The organism is Chryseobacterium sp. II3a, assembly GCF_057815135.1.
Genome location: NZ_JBYPZJ010000006.1, coordinates 244,221 through 266,657, shown reverse-complemented (window position 1 = coordinate 266,657; position 22,437 = coordinate 244,221). Strand labels below are relative to the sequence as shown.

Genomic DNA, 22,437 nt, shown 5'->3' with positions numbered 1-22,437 from the left:
AACTATAAAAACAAAGATTATTCTATGTGCCGATATGCCATGATGGTTTATAAATGTCATTATGCTTGTTTCAACTGTCAGAAAACATTCAAACGTCGCGTTTTAAAAGATGTAGACAGAGATGCTCAGGTCTCCGTGGAAGCCAAATGCCCAGAATGCGGGAATCTAATGGCCAATATGGGACTGGACTTTGAATCGCCGGCAAAAAATGATCATAAACAATGGGCACATATTAAAGATCTATACACAGTAGGAATTACCTTTCATTCCTGTGGTTGTTCCGGGCCGGGCTATATTCCCCAGGACCGCAAAGCGATCATTACTTATCTTGAAAAAATACGTGCAGAATATATGCACTCACTGGTCTATTGGAGATACCGTATAGAACCGGAAACCAAAAGAGAACGTGAAATTGAATATCAGCAAAACGGTTCTAAACTATGGACTGTGAGCCGCAATGCTTTTAAGAAAACGGTGACCAATCAGGAAGGAATTAATTACTGGATCAATAAAATTAAAGAGGTGGAGGAACGTCTTACCCTTATTAAAGAAACTAAATAAATTGTTTTTTCAACCACAAATCGAAGATTCGACGAAGTCAAAATCTGCATAATCTGCGAGAGTAAAATAAAGATTCTAAGCACAATAATCTGTGAAAATCCGCGTAATCTGTGGGAAATAAATTTAACCACAAAAGACACAAAAGTTTTTAAATGCTTAAGTGATTTTTAAGTGACAAACAGTATGCGTAAGAAGTTCACATAAGTCTTTGAAAATCTACAATTTTCAGTATTAAAGAACCGTTTGCAATGTATTCTATGCTTTTATGTGGCCAAAATAAAAAACTTACTTTAACTTTTCTAATTTTAAAAGCCTTATAAAAGTCTCTTTAATGCTTTTATCCTCTTCTCTCATATAATTGCCACTGAACGGAGCTCCACAATCCTGACTGTTGACGATATGGATCAAATTTCCTTTTTCAAAATAGTTACGGGTTTCCGTAATCTCTGATTTTTCAAAATCAAAAGCTTCCGTATCATTATTTTCTTTCATCGCTTTTACATCATAAAAAAGTGGACGATTGTATTTGTAATCTTTTTCAAAAACGAATGACAACTTACCGTTCATCAGATAATATTCTATCAACAACTGCCCCATTTCTCCATAGTGCCTGGCCATGATTTTTTCCAGACGATTATTTTTGTAGTAATAAGTAGCTTCTCCACCTTCAGCAGACTCTCCTTCAATATCTTTCTTTTTAATAGAAGTCCATTTTGTAATCGAATTGATTCTCTTAAAGTTAGCCTGAATGGGTTTTAACCGATTTTTCAGATATTCATTGGGCTCAATGTCTGCTTCATTAAGACTTTCCTTAATTCTTAAAGTATCTTCTTTTGTTGAACAAAACTTATGAAAAGTATTTCCTGCATATCCGAAATGAAATGTAATCAATAAAATGAATAGAGTTTGCAAATATTTATTTCTCATATTGTTATGTTTAAAGATTGATGATTCTACAGAATATCATGATATCCCTTTCTTACAAAATTATTAAATCTTTTACTCATTTAAAGCTAAATATCTGGCTATTCTTTGTCATAGTTTTACTACAATTCTTCAGATTTTTCATTAAAAGTTCATTCTAATTTAATTTTTTAATAGTCCTTTTTAGCATAATCAGGTATTCTAAACTTGAACAGTACTTAAAAGGACATTTGATCCTTATATCTATAACTACAACGGATCAAAAATCCCCGTAAACAGTGAAAACGCTATGTAGAAAAAAGAATTATCTTCAACCCATGAAAAAGAGGATCCCATTTTGTTTTTTTATTGCTGTTGGAAGAATGCAAAAAACAATAGCATTTAAAAATTTTGATCAAGTGAAAATCTAGTATTAAAACTGACAGCTCACATCATATGAACATTAAAAAAATTGGAGTTACATTATTTATTTTAGGAATGCTTTCCTGTGGCAAGGAAAATAAACCTCTGACCATAAAGGAAAAAATCAGTATCCGCGATAGTATTGCAGCAGACAGGCTTTCCCAGATAGGGCATGATGAACACATTAAAGATACCATAACCGGAACTTGGAAGTATTATGGTAACAAAGACAGCCATATATTAGAAATGTTCCATATGATCTTAAAGAAAAACGCTCATAATGATAGTATTACAGGCTCCTACGAACTGAAGAAATTAGGAAAACCCGAACGCGGAATCATCACAGGGTATATTACTGATAAAAAAGCTGTAGCTGAATTTTATGCTCAGCCAGGGTCATCAAAAGATAAAGGTAAAATAGAATTGTTAGGCTGGAACAATAAAAAATATGACTCCATGAAAGTTAATCTTATAGAAGCACCAGTAAAACCTTCTTCTTTTCCTCAAACCTTTATTCTCGATAGGAAAAAAGAAATGCCAATAAGGGGGTGCAATTTCTTAGGTAGAAAAAAATCATCCACAAAATAAATATAGCCCATTATTAATGAAAAAGATAAGCATAATCACCATTACTTTATTTCTGATCACAGGATGTAAAAACGATCCAAAACAAACGGTCAAAGAAACTGGGCCTATAAAGAAAGACAGCACTATTGCAAAAGCTTCTATAGAAGAAAAAGCTGTTGAAGAAAAGTCCGTAGAAGATAACAAGATCATTCCTACCCTGAAAGAATGTACAGAAAAGACAGTCGAATATGAAACGCAGCAGGAATGTATTTTCCCTAAAAATACAATGAAAGAGGTTTACCAGAAAACCATTAAAGAAAAAGAAGTAGAAAAAGCAGAATTACTCCTTACAGAATTGCCTAAACAAAGCAGTGAAAAAGAAATTCATCAGGATGGACTGGAAACGATAAGTTACAAAGTATCTCCAAATAAAGTTGAAATTGAATTTTTATTTGCAGGTGGTGTTACTACCCTTGAATTGGAACAGAAAGGAGAAAATGTAAAAAGAACCATCATTCATAGTGCCGATTAAGGCCAGTCCCGATATAATGAAAAAAGTTTTTTTTATCCTTACCGTTATGTGTATTACCTCCTGTACAAGCCTGCCGGAGGAAACTGCAAAAGATTCCGGTTCTCCCCTGCATAAACAGTGGAAAGGAGACTATTCTATCTCTCATGATTTTGGGAAACTGGATGAAAACGCAGAAATGACATTGGATTATGGTCTCACTATTCTCAAAGACAGCTGTACTTTTTGGGGACTTGGCTACAAAACCTTCTTCACAGATATTTGCAGCATCAGTGGAAATGAAAAACAGATTACTGTAAAATACATGAGACAGATTGAAGGTAACCCAATGAGTAACCACGCTCCTACTGATACCTTAGCTGTTGTATTCCGAAAAGATGGAAAATATTTTCTCCAAAGCAAAGTGGTTCCCAACAAGCATTGGCAGTACAATACTCCAATTCTTCTCAAAAAGAAATCATAAAAAGTAATCAACTTTGAAAAATATTTTATAATTTCGCTTTGTGAATTTTAATAACGGAACATATTATTATAGAATTTTTAACTCAGATCTGGGATAGGGATTCTTATGAACATAACTTAAAACCTCGTCCTAGGACGAGGTTTTTTTATTTAAAAAAATTTAAAAAGATGAAAATAAGTATTATTGGAGTAGGATTAATCGGAGGTTCAATGGCCTTGAAATTAAGAGAGAAAAACATCGCCAGCTTCATCTACGGAATTGATAACAATAAACAACATATCAACGAGGCATTAGATTTAAAAATAATTGATGCGGGGGCAGACCTGGAAAAAGGAATCAAAGATTCAGACCTTATTATCCTTGCTATACCTGTAGATGCTGCCAGAAAGCTGCTTCCTAGTGTACTGGACCTTGTTTCAGATCACCAAACTATTATGGATGCAGGTTCTACAAAGGCCGGAATTGTAGGAGCTGTGAAAAACCATCCGAAACGTTCAAGATTTGTAGCCTTCCACCCGATGTGGGGTACTGAAAACAATGGACCTAAATCTGCCATTGCTGAAAGTTTCTCAGGCAAAGCGGGAGTGATCTGCAACAAAGAAGAATCTGCTGAAGATGCACTCAGCCTCGTTGAAGGTATTGTTAATGCTCTTGAAATGCATCCCATCTATATGAATGCAGAAGATCATGATATTCATACAGCATACATTTCCCATATCTCCCATATCACATCGTATGCTCTTGCCAATACCGTTCTGGAAAAGGAACGTGAAGAAGAAACGATCTTCCAGCTTGCCAGTTCCGGATTCTCCAGTACCGTACGTCTTGCGAAATCCCATCCTGAAATGTGGGTTCCGATCTTTAAACAAAACAAAGAAAATGTACTGGATGTATTGAACGAACATATCACTCAGCTCAGAAAATTCAAATCAGCTTTAGAAAAAGAAAACTATGAATACCTGGAAGAATTAATTACCAATGCCAATAGAATCAGAGGAATATTAAGATAAAACACTGATAATCAAATCATCTATTGTCATAAATCAATAAAATAACCACAAAATAATTTTTTGTGGTTATTTTATTGATTATTTTTAAAATATTTTTTTTAATAAAATTAAAAAACATTTTAACTTTATTAAAAATTATATTACTTTCGTAAAAAATAAATTCAATGAAGTTACCGATAATCTGCCCAAGCTGTGATCATACTCTTAATGTAAGCCAAATGAAATGTCCCAGTTGCAAAACAGAGGTAAGCGGAGATTATGAACTTCCGGTTCTTCTAAAGTTGAATCGTGATGAGCAGGATTTTGTCTTGAATTTTTTCCTGTCCAGTGGAAGTATTAAAGAAATGGCCAAACAGGCAGGCTTATCCTATCCGACAATGAGAAATAAAATGGATGACCTGATTAAAAAGGTTGAACAACTAAAAAACAACCAATAAAACCTATTAATAATCTGTAAACTCAATCTATTATGAACTGGAAAACCGTTTTTAATCCGTTTGAAAGGTTTGATGAAAAACTACTTCTCCTTACCGGAATACTTGCTGTTATTCTTTCTATTGCTGCAGGATATTGGACAGGAAGTACTTTCACGAGTATCTACAAAATAAGCTCTGTAGAAAATGTTTCATTATCTATCATTGCAATCTCTACTCTATTAAGCTTCATTGTTGCTATTGTTGTTCTTTTCGTTCTAGGTAAAATCCTAAACAGCAAAACAAGGATCATTGATATTGTCAATACCGTTTTAATCTCCCAATTTGTACTGATTCTTTTTCAATGCATCGGAAAAATACCATCCATTAAACTGGCTGGGAAAAATGTCATCAAGTATCAGTCTGATCCCTCAGGTGTATTTCCCTTTCTGGATTTTGTGATTATGATTTCCATGACAATTTTTTCTATTACCACACTCATCTATAGCATTACTCTTTTCTATAACGGATTTAAAACAGCAACCAATATCAAAAAGTGGCAGCATATTGTACTCTTTTGCATGGTCTCATTGGTCAATACTTTAGTCTGTCAAATTCTCATTAATAAAATCATTTAAAATATCATGAAAATCAAATTATTATTAGTGCTGGCATGCCTGGCACAGCTTTGTCATGCCCAAATTGAAGGAACATGGAACGGAGAATTGGACGTACAAACGATGAAATTGCCTGTCATTTTTAAAATATCTAAAAAAACAGATGGCTATACTACTACGCTGATAAGTCCCAAACAAAGTTCTAAAGAAATCCCTACAGATAAAACAGATTTCAAGAACAATGAACTCATCCTTGAAATAGGCAGTATACATGCAGGCTATAAAGGAACCTACAAAACGGATCATTTTGAAGGAACTCTGATTCAGAATGGCAAAACGATGACTTTAAACCTTTATAGAGATGTCAAACCGGAAACTTCCGATGTTTCTTACCTAAATGGAAAACCAATTAATACAAAAAAAATCGATGATTTTCTGGATTATATGGTTCAAAATAATCAGGAAATCGGAAGTATTGCCATTTTCAGAAACGGAAGCCCAATCTATAAAAGAGATTTTGGCCAGAATCTTCTGCCCGTAAATACTACCTATGACCAAAATACCGGGTATCAGATAGGCTCCATTAGTAAACTCATCACAGCAGTAATGCTTTTTCAGCTAATAGAAAAAGGGAAATTAGACCTTGCTGATCCGCTTTCAAAGTTCTATCCTGAGATTCCCAATGCTAAAAAGATCACCATCCAAACAATGCTGAATCATACCAGCGGACTGGGAGATTATGTTGGAGAATCTATTAAAGATAACTGGCTTTTTGGAAAAGCTGTAGGTGATAGAGCGATTATCGAAGTGATTAAAAAAGACGGGGTAAAATCTAATCCCGGAGAAAAACTAAAATATTCCAACTCAGCCTATTTCCTATTAAGCAGAATATTGGAAAAGATCCATGAAAAGCCTTATAATGAAATTTTAAAGGAAAATATTCTGGAAAAAGCGGCTATGCCTCATACCTATTCTGTACTCGACAACACAAAAAATATCTTTAAATCTTATGAATTAAAAAAAGGAATCTGGACCGCAATAAAAGATTTTGATTTTCATAATTGTATAGGACTCGGAGACATCACTTCTACCCCTGAAGACCTTAACATCTTTATCAATGCTCTATTCAACGGTAAGTTCATCAAAAAAGAAACTCTTGACATGATGATTTCCAATAAAAAAGAAAGAGTATTTGGTCCGGGAATCATGAAAGTACCATTCTATAATATTATTTCCTACGGACATGGAGGAGATACAGCAGGAAGTCATTCTATACTCACTTTTGAACCTACAGATCAATTGTCTTATGCTGTTACCATTAATGGTCAAAATTTTCCTCATAACAACTTTTATATTGCCATTATGAACCTGATATATAACAGAGATTACCAATATCCTACATTTAATAATACAAGCATTCCTGTTGCTGATCTTGAAAAATATGCAGGAGATTACACCTCAAAAGATATTGATTTAAGCTTAAAAATATTTATCAAAGAAGGTTCTTTATATGCCCAGGGAACCAATCAGGCTGAATTTCCACTCACTGTTGTAGAAAAACATCAATTTGTCTTTGAAAATGCAGGGATAAAACTCACCTTCATTCCTGAAAATAATCAACTTCATCTAACACAAGGCGGAAAAACCTATTTATTCAACAAAAATGTCTCCAACAAATAACCTCTCATTAATACCACAATTGAAGACGTAACCATTCCCATCCTCTGGAGAGGTGGTCAACAAAAAAATCCTTAGACATATCTAAGGATTTTTATATTTTTAAGAATAATCTGTACTAACATTCCGGAACATTCACAGCAATCGCCAATCCTCCTTCAGAAGTTTCTTTAAAACGGTCACTCATGGAAAGAGCGGTCTCCCACATTGTTTGAATCACCTCATCTAAAGTTACTTTTGCTTTGGTAGGATCACTTTCCAAGGCAATATTAGCAGCTGTGATTGCTTTCATCGCTCCCATTGTATTCCTTTCAATACATGGAATTTGTACTAGTCCTCTGATAGGGTCACAAGTTAAGCCAAGATGATGCTCCATTGCAATTTCTGCGGCCATCAATACCTGTCCTACACTTCCGCCCAAAATTTCGGTAAGTCCGGCTGCTGCCATCGCAGAGGAAACTCCAATTTCAGCCTGACACCCTCCCATTGCTGCAGAGATTGTTGCATTTTTCTTAAATAAAGTACCAATTTCTCCAGCCACCAATAGGAAACGTATAATATCATCTTCACTGATAGAATCTGTAAAAGCCTGAGAATACATCAGAACCGCCGGGATTACCCCGCTGGCACCATTAGTAGGTGCTGTAATGATTCTTCCAAAGCTGGCATTCTCTTCATTTACGGCCAATGCAAAACAGGCAATCCATTTATTGATATTGGTAAAGTTTTCTTCCGCATCAACAACCTGCTGGAACCATTCATCCTTATTTTTATAGATCTTATCTCCCAGTAATTTTCTATTGATTCCTGCGGCTCTTCTGGAAACATTTAATCCACCGGGAAGAATTCCTTCCTTATTAACGCCTTTATAAATACATTCTTTGATCTGCTGCCAGATATACAATGCTTCTGCTTTTGTTTCTTCTTGGGTTCTCCAGCTTTCTTCATTAATAAAAATTAAATCAGACATCTTTTTAAGCCCTAGTTTTTCACAGTATTTTGCAATATCTGAAGCCTTGTGACAAGGGTATAATGTTCTTACACACTGCTTCTGAATAGAGTTTTTCTCCTGACTGGCAATAAAACCACCGCCTACAGAATAAAAATCCTGAACAAGTTCGGTTCCATCCTCAAAAACAGCTCTGAAAATCATTCCGTTTGGATGAAAATCAAGAGATTTTTTCATATTGAGAATCAAATGATGCCCATAAATAAATGGAATCACCTTTTCCCCTCCAAGATTAATGGTTTGAGTACTCTTTATATAATCAATTTTCTCGTCAATCTTTGTAGTATCAATGATCTTATAATCTTCTCCATTCAGGCCAAGCATTCCGGCAATATCTGTTCCGTGTCCTATACCCGTTTTGGCCAATGAACCAAAGAATTCAAGGAAGACCTCTTTCACTTCTTCTATTGATCTTTCCCTTTTTATAATTCTGATAAATGCTGATGCAGCATTCCATGGCCCCATCGTATGTGAACTGGACGGGCCTATCCCTACTTTAATAATCTCAAAAACCGATATTGATTCCATAAATGATCCTTCATTTTCCTCAAAGCAAAGATACAGGATAAATCTTATAATATGTATAGTAAAATCCCACAATTAACAGCCTTTCATCATGAATATAACAAATGGGTAATCTGTATTTTTGTAAATTAGCCAATATCTTAATCTGTTTCAGAATGGAAACATTAATGAAAAGCATTACACAGCATGTTAAGCTTAGCTCCGAAGAGGTTTCTCTTTGTAAAAGCTTTTGGACAGAAAGAACATTGGAAAAGGGAGAATTTTTATTAAGAAACGGAGAGATCTGCCGGCATGACAGCTATATTATTTCAGGAGTTTTAAAGGCTTTTTGCATCAATGCTGAAAATGGAAATGAAGAAATTCTCTTTTTAGCAATTGACCACTGGTGGGCCACTGATATCTCCAGTTTCTCCAAACAAAAAGTATCTATTTACAATATACAGGCCGTTGAAAAAACAACACTCCTTCAGATCAGCCAGCCTTCTTTTCAAAAAATGCTGGAACAAATCCCCTCTTTGGAAAAATACTTTAGGATTATTTTAGAGGGTTATTTAGGAACTCTTGAACAAAGAATTGTTTTTAACCATATGTACAAGGCTGAACAGAAGTATTATGATTTTCTTGAGACCTATCCGGATATAGCTTCCAGAGTTCCTCAATATTTAATAGCATCCTACTTGGGAGTATCTGCAGAATTTATCAGCAGAATCAGGAAAAAAAATAAATCCTATTGAACTAGATCAATTTTTCTCCAATGAATAATCAGGAATTTTGCTGTTATAAAATCATAACAAATGAAAGTACTGATCATCAATACGAGTGTAAGAAACGGAAGATCTTACAGCAGAAAATTAACCCAGCTTTTTGTTGAAAACTGGAAAGCCAAATATCCATCAGACACCTTCACCTATAGGGAAACCGGAATTGATAGTATCCCTAATATTGACGAACGATGGATTGCCGGTGCATTTAAAAAACCTTCAGACAGAACAGAAGAAAATAAGAAAGCTTTACAGCTAAGTGATGAACTGGTAGACGAACTCAAAGAACATGACATATATGTTATTGCAACCCCGATGTACAACTGGTCTATTCCGGGAGGATTAAAAGCCTACATAGATCAGATCATGAGAATTAATGAAACCTGGAAATTCAGATCCGGAGTTCCTGATGGCGATTATGTGGGATTGCTGGAAAACAAAAAAGGATTTATATTATCAAGCCGTGGTGATACCGGATATGGCGAAAATGAAAAAAACGGACACCTCAATTTTCAGACGACCTATCTTAAACATATTTTAGGAATCATGGGAATCACGGATATTACCATCTTTTCATTGGATAACGAAGAATTTGGAGGTGAAATTTTTGAAAATTCAAAAAATACCATCTTCAAGGCTATTCAATCTATAGAATAAGACTCTATTTCATTCATCAATTAAAGCGTTCCTGATGTTGGGAAAGATCCAGCCCCATATTTTCAGATTCCTCCGAGACCCTTAATGTAATAATCATGTTGGTCACTTTATATAACAATAGAGATCCGAAAAAAGTAAACACGGATACCAGGAATAATGCAGCCAGGTGATGAAGAAACACGTCAATTCCACCATGAAGAAGACTGGCTTTCTCACCATGAGCAAAAACAGCGGTCAGAATCATTCCCATAATACCGCCTACTCCATGACAGGCAAAAACATCCAAGGTATCATCTATTTTGTTTAAAGCTTTCCAGTTGACCATCAGATTAGAAACAATAGCAGAGATAAATCCTATGAAAAGACTCTCCTGAATACTTACAAATCCGCATCCGGGGGTAATTGCTACAAGACCTACCACTGCACCAATACAGGCTCCCAAGGCAGATACATTTCGCCCATTGATCCTGTCAAAGAAAATCCAGGTCATCATGGCTGAAGCTGAAGCAATGGTAGTCGTTCCAAAAGCAGTGGCTGCAGAAGCAGAAGCACTTAGAGCAGATCCTGCATTGAAACCAAACCATCCAAACCACAACATTCCTGTTCCTAGAAGCACATACGGAATATTGGAAGGTTCATGGTGCGGATTTTTCCGTTTTCCTAATACCAATGCACCGGCAAGTGCTGCAAAACCTGCACTCATATGTACTACCGTTCCACCGGCAAAATCTTTCACTCCAAAATATTTGTTTAAAAGGCCTTCAGGATGCCATACCATGTGACAAAGCGGAGTATAAATACAAATGCTAAACAAAACAATGAATAAAAGGTAAGAAATGAAGCGAACTCTCTCTGCAAAAGACCCTGTAATAATTGCAGGAGTAATAACGGCAAATTTCATCTGGAATAAAGCAAACAGAATAAAGGGAATAGTAGGTGCCATTACACTATGCGGCAGGCTGCCAACTCCATTAAAAAAAGGATAGCTTAACGGGTTTCCAATAATTCCATAATGTTTCCCACCAATGGTAATCCCTAAAGATTCACCAAAGGATAATGAGAAACCAACCACGACCCAAACAATAGAGATCACTCCTAAAGCAATAAAGCTCTGAAGCATTGTAGAAATTACATTTTTCCGTCCTACCATTCCTCCATAAAAGAAAGATAATCCCGGCGTCATCAACAACACAAGCCCTGCAGCAGCCAAAATCCAGGCTACATCTGCTCCTACAATTTTATCTTCAGTTAAAAATGCTCCTTGATCAGAAATATCTGTAACCGGAGTCCAGAACAATCCTCCAATGGCGACCAATGCAATCAAAGAAAATGAGATAATCCACTTCAAACCTATTTTCATAAAATTTATATTTAACCCTATCAAAATTACATATAAATATCATGAAAAATACATTTATTTAACAAACACCCCCATAAAAAAAACTATTCACCTAATAACATTATTGCTTTTTCACTAAATATCTCATTCAGTATTTTAGAAACTTCTTTGGCTTTAGTAGCCGGAAACAGATGGGTTCCTCCTTTAATTACATAATCTGGTTTTGAATTCCTGATCGGGAAAACAATATCCTTATCTCCAAGAATCTGAATAACCTCAGGGTTTTCTTCAAATTTCCACTCTGCAACCTTTTCTACAGACCATTTCAGATAATAAGGATCTCTTACTCTGAAATACTGAAGAATTCTTGGATTCTTCGGATCGAACAATTTCCTGAGCACTCCATATACATTGGCTGCCCTTGTATTAAATAGCCCTACAGGTAATATTCTAGGGATTTTGGTTACTTCCCCGGTTTTTATGAATTTGGATTTTTCTTTATCAGATTTGATACTTCCCAGAATAACTACTTTTTCGGCTGGTTTCAAACGATTAATCTCCTGCACCATAATGCCCCCAAAAGAGTATCCCAACAGATAAAATGGCTCTGAAGTATCTATTTTTTCCGCCATTCTCTCCACATAGGTATGAAAAGGTTCATTTTTTTCAGGAATGAGCCAGTCTATAAATACAAGTTCACAATGCTTGGGAAACTGTAGTCTTTCAAGTACCTTGAAGTCTGCTCCAAGACCGCTTACAACATAAATTTTCATCCTACTAATTTATAAAAAAAGCTACTATTGGGGTAAAAAAGTTGATTGAGAAAACCTTTATCATTTTTAAAGCCTCATAGGGAGACAAATCTTATATATTAGAGGTATACATCCCTGATCCCCATCCCACCTCCCTACAAAAAAAAGCAGCTCCAATGAGCTGCTTTTCTTATCAACATTATTTAATTTTATTTCTTCTTTACAGGAACTCTGTTTTCATTATCCAATTTTTCAGTAGATACTTTAAACTGAATATCCATTTCGTTCTTGATGAAGTAATCTTTCAGGGAAGATTGGTAGAATACTTTAAAGTCTCTTCTGTTCAAAGAGAACTTCGCAGATTCAATAACTACGGTAAACTGGGTAACATATACATTCGCCGGGAAAGTAATGGTCTTTCTTACTCCTTTAAGGGTAAGATCTCCATATACGGTAGAGTTATACTCACTGTTTGCTAAAGGAATTATTTTAGTCAAATGGAATTTGGCAACCGGAAATTTCTTTACTTCAAAGAAGTTCGTGCTTTTCAGGTCATTGGTAAGTTTGATCTGATCCTCATCAGAAACATCACCCGCCATCATACTTCTCATATCTATGATGAATTCACCATCTACCAAAACCGTATGATCAAAGTTGAATTTTCCACTTTTTAATTTTATCGTTCCTGAATGGGAGGAAGCCTCAGTTTTCACAACCTTATATCCCCACCACCTGATCTCTGATGAAGTTACTTTCGAAACTTTATCAAATTTCCTTTGGGCAGAAACAAATGATATGCTTGCGCACACCATAGCAAACAATAGTAATCTTTTCATTCTTTTTTATTTACAATTCAACAAAAATAAAAAAAAGTGTAGAACTTCTACACTTTTAATAATCTTTTTTTGATTAATTTATTGAGCAGTCACCTTTACTACCATATCAATATCATCTTTCACAAAAACATCCTGCATTGTAGATTTATAAGCAACATCAAATTTTTGTCTGTCGAAAGAGAATTTGTTAGATACTAAACTTACTACTCCTTTGCTGTAAGAAATTTTAGCAGGGAAAGTAACTGCACTTGTTTTTCCTTTCAAAGTAAGGTTTCCAGTTACTAAAGAGTTGTAAACTTTATCATTATTTTTCTTTACACCAGTAATTTTGAAAGAGGCAGTAGGAAATTTTTCAACTTCAAAGAAGTCACCATTCTTAAGGTGTCCGTTTAATTTTTGCTGATATTCTCCGGTAAGGTCAGTAGCATTGATAGAAGTCATATCCAATACAAAGTTTCCTCCCACAAGCTGGTTTCCTTTCATTACCATATCACCTGATTTTACTTTCACAGTTCCGTCATGAGAACTTGCTTCAGATTTTGCCACTTTATATCCCCACCAGTGAACATCAGAGGCTACTACTTTTTTAGATTGTCCAAATGCCAAACCTCCAGCTAATACTGCTAGTAAAAATATTTTTTTCATTGTTTAGAATTATTTTAATTAAGTTTAACAAAGGTAGCCAACTTATCCGATAGATTTCATTGATGTATATCAAGATTCTCAATTATTTTTATGAATAATATCATCTCATAAAAAAACTCCGAATTTCTTCGGAGCTTTACTTTTTATTCTTGATAGTAGGCCGTATACAGTGCCATACCTTTTAATGCGGTGTGGTTTTGCTTGACCAGATAGATCGGAATATTTTTAAGCATTCCTTCCATTTTATCACTGATCTTGAATTTTTCGTAGAACTTATCTTTATCAATATATTCTCTTACCATCTGAGGAATATCTCCGGCGATCAGTAATCCTCCGGTAGCTTTTACCTTTAAGGTTAAGTTATTGGCTTCTCTTGCCAGGAATTCCAGGAAAGTGTCCAGCGCAATTTTACAGATCAATACATTATCTTCTACGGCAGCTCTGTAAAGTTCTTCAACAAAATTACCATTCGCAAGACGTTCTCCTAACCATTCTGGTTCAGGATGCCTTTTTACATCTCTTAAGAAACGATAAATATTGAATAATCCTGATTTGGAGAGTACATTTTCCCAGCTTACAATACCATAGATATTATTAAGGAACTGGTAAAATTCCACCTCAACATTCGTTCTTGGTGAGAATTCAGAATGTCCTCCTTCTGTAGCGAAAGGTCTTAGGTTTTTCCCGTCAAAGAAATATCCGGCTTCTCCCAATCCATTTCCTGGAGCAAGGATCGCTACATTTCCTTTTTCAAGATGACCGCTGGTATAAATCGCTTCAAGATCATCATCTTCTAGAAGAGCCATTCCATAAGCGGAAGCTTCCAGGTCATTCAGCATCTCTACCTTTTCAAAACCGAAATCTCTTTTATATTCTTCAATATCTAAGTTCCAGCCCAATCTTGCAGGGCTGCTTTTTCCGTCAATTACAGGTCCTGGCACAGCCATTCCCAGACGTTTTACATTTTCCAGCTGATTATCCTGAATAAACTTCTTTAAGATATCGTTAAAAGAAGTATATTCCTTGGTAGCATACGTATTTTGTAATTTAATCTCAAGACCTCCGTTACCGGAAACAAAATAGCCTAAGATTGTCATATCTTCACGGAGACTTGCTCCAATGATAGAAACATTATCATTATTATTGTTCTCTACTCCTGGTAAATAAAGTGGAAATTTTGGATTCAGAATCATAACCTCAAATTTTACCAAATATAACAATTGTTTTCGTAAATCCTGCACAGAACAAAAAAACCTTTCCACTTTCGTGAAAAGGTTTTGGTTAATAATTGTTTATATATTAAATCTAACTACTTTCCTAATGGAATATTATAACCGAATCCTACTCCGATATTCCCCACATTATAATCCTGGCCAGCTAAATCTCCTTTAGTTCCTACAAAAACCTTCTGGTATTGTACGAAGAAATTCCAGTCTCTGTTGTGGTATCCGATCTCCGGTTTGATATAGAAACCTCCGTTTGCTCTTTCCACATTAGTGTTAGAAGCTACTGTTTTATCTCCAACTAAGAATCCGTACCCTAAGTCAGTTCCGAAATAGAAACCTGTTTGTTTTGGATAAATTCTTATCAAAGCAGCTACAGGAACTACTCCTACATCATTATTTTTATAACCGTTATTTTCTTTTCCAAAATAGTGAGTATATCCGGATGCGATACCCAATCCAAATCCAGGTGTAATAAGGTTTTGATAAGCCACATCCACTCCTACTGCAGCAGAAAGATTATCTGAAGGAACTGCTAAACCAACATTTGCGCCCACTTTAATCATGTTATTCATTTGTGAACTTTGTGCGCTTGCGATACCTGCTGTTAAAATACCAGCTAGTACTATTGCCTGTTTAAACATTTTCATAACTCTAATTTTAAAATTTTACTAAACAAGAGGATGTAAAAATCGTGCCAAGGTAGGTGAATCCTAGTTTTTTAACATCAAACAAAAACACAACAAAATGATTATCAACCACTTATTTTTATATTAAAATTCAAATGTTTGTTTAACAATTTTTATAAAAAACAGAGCCTGAAATGTGAAATAATTCTAAAAAGTTAAAAATTTGAAGACTAAAAAACGTAACTCTTTGGTATAAAACAGATTCTACTATTGGCAAACGCAAAGGCGCAAAGAAATTTAAATACGATACTGCTTTTAAGACGCAAGAAAATCAAAGATTTTCAGCAAGGATACTGCTTTATTTTTGCCACAAATACAGGAATGATTTTATCCAACTAAGCCTACTTGATTCGTTTGTTTTAACCTTATAGATACATAGTTTTTAGAAAATGAAAATCAAATATTTTATTCGGCACCCGTAACGATTATAAAACAGTCTACAATTTTATCGCAGATAAAATCCTTGCGCCTTACAACAGAAAGTCGGTCAAAAATTTTTGCGCCTTTGCGTTTTCCAACAATCCCACGATCCACACCCATTATCTATTACCTATTCCTCATGATAATATTAACAAACCTTAACCCGTTATTATTTTAACCTTTATTCTCCAGAAACATCAAAAAAATAAATACTCCCACCATGGCTGATTCACTATCAAAAAACAAACATCTTCTCTGGCGTGCAGGTTTCGGGGTTGGAATTAATCAAATTAATGATTTGAAAAATAAAAACTCTAAAGCTTTGATTAATGAATTATTTAAAGAAGAAAGCTTTACAGAAATCACCTACGATACACCGGATATTGATTCTACAGTAGATTATATGAACTCTACAGCTCCTTCCGATAAGAAAAAGGAAATGCAGCGGATCTATAGAGTACAAAACGAAGAACTGAATCTTAATTTTCTGGATAAAATGGTGAATAGTAAAGAGCAGATGAAAGAAAAGATGGCTTTTTTCTGGCATGGACATTTTGCCTCAAGGGTTCAAAATCCAAAATTCAACAGACAACTATTAAATACTATCCGGAAGAATGCGTTGGGAAACTTTAAGGATCTTCTTTTCGAGGTAAGTCAATCGCCCGCCATGCTTAACTTTCTGAATAATCAGCAAAATAAAAAAGATCATCCTAATGAAAACTTCGCCCGTGAAGTGATGGAACTTTTTACCATGGGAAGAGGAAATTACACAGAAAAAGATGTGAGAGAAGGAGCCAGAGCCTTTACAGGATGGAGCTATGATAAAGAAGGAAACTTTAAGGAAAGAAAGAACCAGCATGATGAAGAAATTAAGACCTTTCTTGGAAAAACTGGTAATTTTAATGGAAATGATGCTTTAAACATCATTCTGGAACAAAAAGCGACCGCAGCATTTATCACAGCGAAAATCTATAAGTTTTTTGTCAATGAAAATGTAGACCAGAACATCGTGAACACTCTAAGCACAAGCTTCTACAATTCCGGTTATGATATAAAAAAGCTGATGATGGATATCTTTTCAAGCTCATGGTTTTATGATCAGAAAAATATCGCAAACAGGATAAAATCACCCATAGAGCTGATGGCTGGAATGATGCGGATGCTTCCCATGCAGATTCAGAATCCTGAAAACCTCATCGTATATCAAAAACTGTTAGGGCAAATGCTGCTCTATCCGCCCAATGTTGCAGGATGGCCCAACGGAAGATCCTGGATTGACAGCTCTACGCTGATGTTAAGGCTTCAAGTACCTCAAATCTGGTCTGGTCTTCGTCCGCTTGAATATAGTCCGCGGCAAGATGACGACATTGATATGGGAATGAAATCTAAGGAAAATGCTTTGAATAAAAGCTTTAAAAACCCTAACATTACCATAGACTGGAACCGCGTGGATCAGATTTTTGCCCATAAAAACTGTGAAGATTACTTAATTCAAAACCCCAAAAGCCTGGATATGAATACAGTGAACAATTTTTCTGATAAAAGCGTGAAAATGACCATTATTAATCTGATGTCAACCCCAGAATACCAGTTAATGTAAAACCGACACTTCATCCAACTAACACTTAAATCCAACCCTATGTTAATCAAAAGAAGAGAATTCCTCAAAATAAGTTCACTGGCCACCGCATCACTCTTGCTGCCTAATTTCCTAAAAGCTATGACACTGGATGAAGCGCTGAACCCCAATCAGAATATTCTTGTAGTCCTTCAGTTTACAGGTGGCAATGATGGTTTGAACACAATTATTCCTACCAAAAATGACATCTATTTCAGAGAGAGAAAAACACTGGCAGTTCAGGATTCTCTGTCTCTTACAGATGAAGCGGGAATCAATCCTTCCCTCTCCTATTTTAAAGAACTTTTTGATAACGGAGAGCTTTCTGTAATGAACAATGTGGGTTATCCCAATCCGGATAAGTCCCATTTCCGAAGCATGGATATCTGGCAATCGGCAAGCAGAAGTGATGAGTTTCTGGATACAGGATGGCTGGGCCGTTTTCTGGATGAGGAGTGCTACCGTTGTGAGCATCCTACTCAAGCTTTGGAAGTAGACGATATGCTGAGTCTTGCTTTGAAAGGAGAAAACAATAAAGCCTTTGCCTTTAAAGATCCTAAAAGACTGTATCAGACAAGCCAGGAGAAATATTTCAAGTCTCTTTATGACCATCATCACGACGATGAAACCGTTTCTTATCTTTATCAGACTCTGGGTTCCACCATTAATAATGCAGGGTATATATTTGATAAAAGTAAGGCTAAAAAAACAGAGCAGACTTATCCCAATTCTCAATTAGGAAAGGATTTTAAAACAGTAGCTTCTTTAATCAAATCAGATATCAATACCCAGGTGTATTATGTTTCCATTGGGAGTTTTGATACGCATGTGAACCAAAATGATAGACAAAAGAAACTTTTTAGTGATATCAATGAGGCTGTAAAGTCTTTTGTGGCTGATATGAAAAGTAATGGTCTCTTTAACAATATTCTTTTAATGACCTTCTCTGAATTTGGCCGCCGGGTGGCTCAAAATGCCAGTAATGGAACGGATCACGGAACTGCCAACCAGATGTTTTTCATCAGTGGAAATCTTAAAAAGAAAGGCTTACTGAACAGTCTTCCCGATCTGCAGAATCTGAAAGAAGGAGATCTGATTTATACTGAAGATTTCAGAAAGGTCTATGCCACTATTCTCAAAAACTGGCTGAAAGCGGATTCGTCTAAAGTTTTGGGGTGGAAAAACGGGGTTTATGACTTTATATAAATTGTTCAAGATTTATTTAACCGCAAAAGCTTTAACACTTAAGTTATTTTTAAGTTACTACTAACCGTTTCAGAAGTACACTTAATTTTTTGAAAATCTACGATTTTCTTGAATACAACAATGAAAATTTCATTTGAAAGCCTGCATATTCCCCTCCAGAGGAGAGGGGTCAAAAATTCTTGGAATTTTTGACGGGTGGTCATTAAGGTAACTTGCTTTCTCCAACACTTTTTTTCTATCACAAAAAAAAGAGACCATCCAATAATGACAGTCTCTTTCAATAATTTTAAATTTTAAACTACTTTTACGTTTAAGCAGTAATCTGCTTGGGTTCTTTCTCTTTCTGATCTTCTTTTTTATCTAGTTTCTCAGATATTTTTTTAACGATATACTCTATCGCTATAGGTGCTATAATGGCAATAATTGCTTTAAATATTCTTGATTTCATAGTGCTATTTTGTACCTAACCACTACAATTTCTAAGCCAATATAATAATCTGTGGTATATTTTTAATCGATCATTGATATAAAAATCAGCAAACCTATTTTATATAAAGCCCATTAAACCTATATAATACTAATTTTTTTCAGGAACGATCAGCTCTTGGTAATTTTTACTTCCTGCTTTGAATTTTTCTTCCATCCGCAGTCTTAATTTTTGAGGTTTATGTACCACCAGAGAATCTCCAAAGCCCAGCAATAGCCTTTCTAATTCATAGTTGATCTGCACACAGATCTTAAAAAGAGTTCCCCCTTCAACCTCATTGATGATTTCCTGACTTTTATGGAGTGGTTTTGTTTTGATATAAGGAGCATTGGCAGCATCCACAAAGAAAACAACATTCCTGGGAGCCAAAGATTCGGCAACCGTAACGCCTACAATATCTTTAAAATACTCATCTCCATCTAAATCTTTATCAATATAAGGAAGGTTTTCATCTGTTTCAATACTTTCCATTCTGTCCAGTGCCAGATTATACATTTTCTGCTTATAGAGACAGATAAGAAACCAACGGTTGTTGTATTCTTTCAACAGCTGCGGATGCACTGTATACACACTGGATTCTCTTGCGGTAAAGCTTTTATATAAAATCTTCAATACTTTTTTGTTGAGGACACTTTCATATAGAATGTCAATATGCTCCAATCCTTTCAATTGTTCATTTTTATCCAGATGAATAATTGATTTCTGGCTGGTTGAATGAATAGAATCTTCCAGCTTCTGAATGACACCATTCATTTCCTTGAACATTGAAAAGTCCTTGAACTGTTTTAAAATCTGAACCGCATTATTCATCGCTTTCAGATCGCTTTCGTTCACAGAAATGTTATGGATGCTGTAATCCGGATCACTGTAACGATAATATTTTCTTTCATAAACCTCAATAGGAGCTTCATACCCGAACTTTTCACTCCGCATATTCTGAAGATCCAGCTGGATGGTTCTTTTGCTTACATAAGACTCCTTACCCTCAAATTCAAATAAAGCTTCGGAACACTCATCAATAAGATCTTCTAAAGTATACTGTCGATATTTGTTTTTGAGGCATTTATCTAATGTTTTATAGCGGATCAGTGCATTTTTATTGGATGACATGGTGATTATTTTTGCCTAAAATCTATTTCTCTCTCAATGGATTTCCTTCAAAGATCAATCCGTCCCATCCGAACTCCATAAAGTTTCTGATATTCTGATGATCGGTCCCATCAGGATTTTTAAGTACATCTTCTCTATAAAATTCTCCGAAAAGCGGAAGGGTTTCTTCTTTGGTTAATCCATGATAGGATGCAAAACCAAATATTTTACATGAACCATTGTTCTGCCCTTCTTCATTTCTTGTATTTCCGTTTTTGAATGCTGTAGGCGTGAAATCGTAGTTTGCATCTATATAAGCAATCACATCATTGAATTGAACGGTTTCAGGAAAATGCTTTAATTGTTCTAATAAAATCATAGTTGTAAGTTTAATTTCTGTTGATATAAGGTCAAAACACTAATTTTCAAACGAGTGAACTGACCTTTTTTATATTTTTTGTAAAAATAATCAAAAATTTTTTATCTACGCAAAACTATTGCGCAATAAGTATATTACTTTGCACTATCAAAATGACAAAACAATGGAATTTAATGGAAATCACTTAATCGAATTGGGATATAGACCAGCTAAATGGTTTAAAGATGCCATTACTCATATCAATGAAAATCATCTGGATGAAATTCAGATCAAAGAATATCTGGAACAGTTCAAACAACCTGAACTTATTCCACTTCATGAAACCGCTCCTGAGTTTATCATTAACATCAGAGCTGAACATGAAAATGAAACGGATAATGTAGAAAAAGTAATCAAGACAATGAAAGTCCTGATGAAAACACCTACCCTTACTGCCGGAGCTTTAATGCCGGATGCCTGTCCTACAGGTCCTGAAGGACAGATTCCTGTCGGAGGTGTGGTAGTGGCCAAAAATGCCATTCACCCAGGATTCCATAGCGCAGATATCTGTTGTTCTGTAATGCTTACAGATTTCGGAAAGGTTAATCCTAAAGATATTCTGGATGCGGCTCATTCTGTGACGCATTTCGGATACGGAGGAAGACCAAGAGGAGAACAGATGCCTATGTCTCAAGAGTTGATGGATGCTTTCAGAGAAAATGAATTCTTAAATGATGAGAAACTGATTAGTATTGCCCGTTCTCATATGGGAACACAAGGAGACGGAAATCATTTCCTTTTCGTTGGAGTTTCCAAGAATACAGGAAATACAATGTTAGTTACACATCATGGATCAAGAGCTCCGGGTGCAGCACTTTATGATAAAGGAATGAAAGTGGCCAACCGTTTCAGACAGGATATTTCTCCTGAAACATTAAGAGAAAATGCATGGATTCCGTATGATACGGATGAAGGAAAAGCGTATTGGGAAGCTCTTCAGCTTATCAGAACATGGACAAAAGAAAACCATACTTCTATTCATGATGCAGTTTTAAATAAACTGGAAATTGAAAAAGAAAACAGATATTGGAATGAACATAATTTTGTTTTCAAAGATGGTGATCTGTTTTATCATGCTAAAGGAGCTACTCCTCTGGATGATAAGTTTATGCCTGATATTACGGGGCCGAGACTGATTCCATTAAATATGGCGGAACCGGTACTGATTGTTCAGGGAAAAACGAATGAGAGAAATCTTGGTTTTGCCCCACATGGAGCGGGAAGAAACTTCAGCAGAAGCCAGCATAAAAGATCTATGGCTCATAAAACCACTGAAGAGATCTTCAATGAGGAAACTGCAGGATTGGATATCAGATTCTATTCCAATGAAATTGATATTTCTGAGCTTCCAAGTGCTTATAAAAGTGCCGCTAATGTAAGAGCACAGATTGAGGAATACGGACTTTGTGAAGTTCTGGATGAAGTGATGCCTTACGGATGTATTATGGCCGGTGACGTTCAGAAAAATGCTCCTTGGAAGAAAAAGAAGAAATATAGAAAAGCATAATCTTTAATAGTAAACCTTATGGGTTTTGACAATCAGTAAGGTTTACAAAACAACCAAAACTAATCACCAAACCTTATGGGGGTAAAATCCTAT

24 protein-coding genes are annotated in these 22,437 nt (G+C 35.4%); 13 read left to right on the top strand and 11 right to left on the bottom strand.

What is annotated here, in order from left to right; genetic code table 11:
- The first annotated feature begins 24 nt into the window (after window positions 1-24).
- Complete coding sequence (locus AC3HD6_RS16155) at window positions 25-561, top strand: hypothetical protein (RefSeq protein ID WP_488897261.1); 537 nt, start codon at window positions 25-27, stop codon at window positions 559-561.
- Window positions 562-846: 285 nt separating this feature from the next.
- Here AC3HD6_RS16155 and AC3HD6_RS16150 read toward each other — a convergent pair whose 3' ends face one another.
- On the bottom strand, window positions 847-1,488 hold the full coding sequence (locus tag AC3HD6_RS16150; protein ID WP_488897260.1) for a hypothetical protein: 642 nt from the start codon (window positions 1,486-1,488) through the stop codon (window positions 847-849).
- Window positions 1,489-1,920: 432 nt separating this feature from the next.
- Between AC3HD6_RS16150 and AC3HD6_RS16145 the strand changes: the two genes are divergently transcribed.
- From AC3HD6_RS16145 to AC3HD6_RS16115, 7 genes are all read left to right on the top strand, one after another.
- Window positions 1,921-2,475, top strand: a complete 555-nt coding sequence (locus AC3HD6_RS16145; protein WP_488897259.1) for a hypothetical protein — start codon at window positions 1,921-1,923, stop codon at window positions 2,473-2,475.
- Window positions 2,476-2,491: 16 nt separating this feature from the next.
- The gene (locus AC3HD6_RS16140; protein ID WP_488897258.1) at window positions 2,492-2,986 is read left to right on the top strand and encodes a hypothetical protein; all 495 of its coding nucleotides are present in this window, start codon (window positions 2,492-2,494) and stop codon (window positions 2,984-2,986) included.
- 16 nt (window positions 2,987-3,002) lie between these two features.
- The gene (locus AC3HD6_RS16135) at window positions 3,003-3,446 is read left to right on the top strand and encodes a DUF5991 domain-containing protein (RefSeq protein WP_488897257.1); all 444 of its coding nucleotides are present in this window, start codon (window positions 3,003-3,005) and stop codon (window positions 3,444-3,446) included.
- A gap of 167 nt (window positions 3,447-3,613) precedes the next feature.
- Window positions 3,614-4,456 carry a prephenate dehydrogenase gene (locus tag AC3HD6_RS16130; protein WP_488897256.1) on the top strand — a complete coding sequence of 281 codons (843 nt, stop codon included), beginning with the start codon at window positions 3,614-3,616 and terminating at the stop codon, window positions 4,454-4,456.
- Window positions 4,457-4,620: 164 nt separating this feature from the next.
- A complete protein-coding gene (locus AC3HD6_RS16125) occupies window positions 4,621-4,893 on the top strand; it encodes a DUF2089 family protein (protein WP_488897255.1) in 273 nt (90 codons plus the stop codon).
- Between the two features lie 32 nt (window positions 4,894-4,925).
- On the top strand, window positions 4,926-5,507 hold the full coding sequence (locus AC3HD6_RS16120) for a YIP1 family protein (protein WP_488897254.1): 582 nt from the start codon (window positions 4,926-4,928) through the stop codon (window positions 5,505-5,507).
- Between the two features lie 6 nt (window positions 5,508-5,513).
- A complete protein-coding gene (locus AC3HD6_RS16115; protein WP_488897253.1) occupies window positions 5,514-7,166 on the top strand; it encodes a serine hydrolase domain-containing protein in 1,653 nt (550 codons plus the stop codon).
- A gap of 115 nt (window positions 7,167-7,281) precedes the next feature.
- Here the strand turns inward: AC3HD6_RS16115 and AC3HD6_RS16110 are convergent, their stop codons facing one another.
- Complete coding sequence (locus AC3HD6_RS16110; protein ID WP_488897252.1) at window positions 7,282-8,700, bottom strand: L-serine ammonia-lyase; 1,419 nt, start codon at window positions 8,698-8,700, stop codon at window positions 7,282-7,284.
- 152 nt (window positions 8,701-8,852) lie between these two features.
- On the opposite strand from AC3HD6_RS16110, the gene AC3HD6_RS16105 reads away from it, so the two are divergent.
- Window positions 8,853-9,431 (top strand): Crp/Fnr family transcriptional regulator, encoded by a 579-nt coding sequence (locus AC3HD6_RS16105; RefSeq protein ID WP_488897251.1) that lies wholly within the window; start codon window positions 8,853-8,855, stop codon window positions 9,429-9,431.
- 60 nt (window positions 9,432-9,491) lie between these two features.
- Window positions 9,492-10,115, top strand: coding sequence for an FMN-dependent NADH-azoreductase (locus AC3HD6_RS16100; RefSeq protein WP_488897250.1), 624 nt, complete (start codon window positions 9,492-9,494; stop codon window positions 10,113-10,115).
- Window positions 10,116-10,131: 16 nt separating this feature from the next.
- On the opposite strand, the gene AC3HD6_RS16095 is transcribed toward AC3HD6_RS16100, so the two are convergent.
- The 6 genes from AC3HD6_RS16095 to AC3HD6_RS16070 all read right to left on the bottom strand — a co-directional run bounded on the left by AC3HD6_RS16095 (window position 10,132) and on the right by AC3HD6_RS16070 (window position 15,560).
- Window positions 10,132-11,475 carry an ammonium transporter gene (locus AC3HD6_RS16095; protein WP_488897249.1) on the bottom strand — a complete coding sequence of 448 codons (1,344 nt, stop codon included), beginning with the start codon at window positions 11,473-11,475 and terminating at the stop codon, window positions 10,132-10,134.
- 83 nt (window positions 11,476-11,558) lie between these two features.
- Window positions 11,559-12,227 carry an alpha/beta hydrolase gene (locus AC3HD6_RS16090; protein ID WP_488897248.1) on the bottom strand — a complete coding sequence of 223 codons (669 nt, stop codon included), beginning with the start codon at window positions 12,225-12,227 and terminating at the stop codon, window positions 11,559-11,561.
- 188 nt (window positions 12,228-12,415) lie between these two features.
- Window positions 12,416-13,042: a YceI family protein gene (locus tag AC3HD6_RS16085; RefSeq protein WP_488897247.1), complete on the bottom strand. Its 627-nt coding sequence runs from the start codon at window positions 13,040-13,042 to the stop codon at window positions 12,416-12,418.
- Between the two features lie 78 nt (window positions 13,043-13,120).
- A complete protein-coding gene (locus AC3HD6_RS16080) occupies window positions 13,121-13,687 on the bottom strand; it encodes a YceI family protein (RefSeq protein ID WP_488897246.1) in 567 nt (188 codons plus the stop codon).
- A gap of 143 nt (window positions 13,688-13,830) precedes the next feature.
- Entirely contained in the window at window positions 13,831-14,880 is a 1,050-nt protein-coding gene (locus AC3HD6_RS16075; protein WP_488897245.1) for a glucokinase, read from the bottom strand.
- 116 nt (window positions 14,881-14,996) lie between these two features.
- Complete coding sequence (locus AC3HD6_RS16070; protein WP_068942122.1) at window positions 14,997-15,560, bottom strand: hypothetical protein; 564 nt, start codon at window positions 15,558-15,560, stop codon at window positions 14,997-14,999.
- Window positions 15,561-16,239: 679 nt separating this feature from the next.
- On the opposite strand from AC3HD6_RS16070, the gene AC3HD6_RS16065 reads away from it, so the two are divergent.
- Both AC3HD6_RS16065 and AC3HD6_RS16060 read left to right on the top strand, forming a co-directional pair.
- Window positions 16,240-17,619 carry a DUF1800 domain-containing protein gene (locus AC3HD6_RS16065; protein ID WP_488897244.1) on the top strand — a complete coding sequence of 460 codons (1,380 nt, stop codon included), beginning with the start codon at window positions 16,240-16,242 and terminating at the stop codon, window positions 17,617-17,619.
- Between the two features lie 39 nt (window positions 17,620-17,658).
- Entirely contained in the window at window positions 17,659-18,843 is a 1,185-nt protein-coding gene (locus tag AC3HD6_RS16060) for a DUF1501 domain-containing protein (RefSeq protein WP_488897243.1), read from the top strand.
- A 310-nt stretch (window positions 18,844-19,153) separates the two neighbouring features.
- Here AC3HD6_RS16060 and AC3HD6_RS16055 read toward each other — a convergent pair whose 3' ends face one another.
- The 3 genes from AC3HD6_RS16055 to AC3HD6_RS16045 form a co-directional block, all read right to left on the bottom strand.
- Window positions 19,154-19,291 carry a hypothetical protein gene (locus AC3HD6_RS16055; RefSeq protein WP_164465458.1) on the bottom strand — a complete coding sequence of 46 codons (138 nt, stop codon included), beginning with the start codon at window positions 19,289-19,291 and terminating at the stop codon, window positions 19,154-19,156.
- 129 nt (window positions 19,292-19,420) lie between these two features.
- A complete protein-coding gene (locus AC3HD6_RS16050; protein ID WP_488897242.1) occupies window positions 19,421-20,440 on the bottom strand; it encodes a helix-turn-helix transcriptional regulator in 1,020 nt (339 codons plus the stop codon).
- Window positions 20,441-20,462: 22 nt separating this feature from the next.
- Window positions 20,463-20,798, bottom strand: coding sequence for a HopJ type III effector protein (locus AC3HD6_RS16045; RefSeq protein ID WP_488897241.1), 336 nt, complete (start codon window positions 20,796-20,798; stop codon window positions 20,463-20,465).
- 745 nt (window positions 20,799-21,543) lie between these two features.
- Here AC3HD6_RS16045 and AC3HD6_RS16040 point away from each other — a divergent pair.
- Window positions 21,544-22,344: an RtcB family protein gene (locus tag AC3HD6_RS16040; RefSeq protein ID WP_394336987.1), complete on the top strand. Its 801-nt coding sequence runs from the start codon at window positions 21,544-21,546 to the stop codon at window positions 22,342-22,344.
- The last annotated feature ends 93 nt before the right edge of the window (window positions 22,345-22,437 follow it).

Excerpts from the sequence above, each read along its gene's own strand:
- AC3HD6_RS16130 (WP_488897256.1), top strand. The coding sequence starts at position 3,614 with ATGAAAATAAGTATTATTGGAGTAGGATTAATCGGAGGTTCAATGGCC.
- AC3HD6_RS16045 (WP_488897241.1), bottom strand. The coding sequence starts at position 20,798 with ATGATTTTATTAGAACAATTAAAGCATTTTCCTGAAACCGTTCAATTC.
- AC3HD6_RS16150 (WP_488897260.1), bottom strand. The coding sequence starts at position 1,488 with ATGAGAAATAAATATTTGCAAACTCTATTCATTTTATTGATTACATTT.
- AC3HD6_RS16120 (WP_488897254.1), top strand. The coding sequence starts at position 4,926 with ATGAACTGGAAAACCGTTTTTAATCCGTTTGAAAGGTTTGATGAAAAA.
- AC3HD6_RS16145 (WP_488897259.1), top strand. The coding sequence starts at position 1,921 with ATGAACATTAAAAAAATTGGAGTTACATTATTTATTTTAGGAATGCTT.
- AC3HD6_RS16040 (WP_394336987.1), top strand. The coding sequence starts at position 21,544 with ATGGGAACACAAGGAGACGGAAATCATTTCCTTTTCGTTGGAGTTTCC.
- AC3HD6_RS16135 (WP_488897257.1), top strand. The coding sequence starts at position 3,003 with ATGAAAAAAGTTTTTTTTATCCTTACCGTTATGTGTATTACCTCCTGT.
- AC3HD6_RS16060 (WP_488897243.1), top strand. The coding sequence starts at position 17,659 with ATGTTAATCAAAAGAAGAGAATTCCTCAAAATAAGTTCACTGGCCACC.
- AC3HD6_RS16100 (WP_488897250.1), top strand. The coding sequence starts at position 9,492 with ATGAAAGTACTGATCATCAATACGAGTGTAAGAAACGGAAGATCTTAC.
- AC3HD6_RS16110 (WP_488897252.1), bottom strand. The coding sequence starts at position 8,700 with ATGGAATCAATATCGGTTTTTGAGATTATTAAAGTAGGGATAGGCCCG.
- AC3HD6_RS16065 (WP_488897244.1), top strand. The coding sequence starts at position 16,240 with ATGGCTGATTCACTATCAAAAAACAAACATCTTCTCTGGCGTGCAGGT.
- AC3HD6_RS16125 (WP_488897255.1), top strand. The coding sequence starts at position 4,621 with ATGAAGTTACCGATAATCTGCCCAAGCTGTGATCATACTCTTAATGTA.
- AC3HD6_RS16075 (WP_488897245.1), bottom strand. The coding sequence starts at position 14,880 with ATGATTCTGAATCCAAAATTTCCACTTTATTTACCAGGAGTAGAGAAC.
- AC3HD6_RS16095 (WP_488897249.1), bottom strand. The coding sequence starts at position 11,475 with ATGAAAATAGGTTTGAAGTGGATTATCTCATTTTCTTTGATTGCATTG.
- AC3HD6_RS16115 (WP_488897253.1), top strand. The coding sequence starts at position 5,514 with ATGAAAATCAAATTATTATTAGTGCTGGCATGCCTGGCACAGCTTTGT.
- AC3HD6_RS16080 (WP_488897246.1), bottom strand. The coding sequence starts at position 13,687 with ATGAAAAAAATATTTTTACTAGCAGTATTAGCTGGAGGTTTGGCATTT.
- AC3HD6_RS16070 (WP_068942122.1), bottom strand. The coding sequence starts at position 15,560 with ATGAAAATGTTTAAACAGGCAATAGTACTAGCTGGTATTTTAACAGCA.
- AC3HD6_RS16105 (WP_488897251.1), top strand. The coding sequence starts at position 8,853 with ATGGAAACATTAATGAAAAGCATTACACAGCATGTTAAGCTTAGCTCC.
- AC3HD6_RS16055 (WP_164465458.1), bottom strand. The coding sequence starts at position 19,291 with ATGAAATCAAGAATATTTAAAGCAATTATTGCCATTATAGCACCTATA.
- AC3HD6_RS16140 (WP_488897258.1), top strand. The coding sequence starts at position 2,492 with ATGAAAAAGATAAGCATAATCACCATTACTTTATTTCTGATCACAGGA.
- AC3HD6_RS16090 (WP_488897248.1), bottom strand. The coding sequence starts at position 12,227 with ATGAAAATTTATGTTGTAAGCGGTCTTGGAGCAGACTTCAAGGTACTT.
- AC3HD6_RS16155 (WP_488897261.1), top strand. The coding sequence starts at position 25 with ATGTGCCGATATGCCATGATGGTTTATAAATGTCATTATGCTTGTTTC.
- AC3HD6_RS16050 (WP_488897242.1), bottom strand. The coding sequence starts at position 20,440 with ATGTCATCCAATAAAAATGCACTGATCCGCTATAAAACATTAGATAAA.
- AC3HD6_RS16085 (WP_488897247.1), bottom strand. The coding sequence starts at position 13,042 with ATGAAAAGATTACTATTGTTTGCTATGGTGTGCGCAAGCATATCATTT.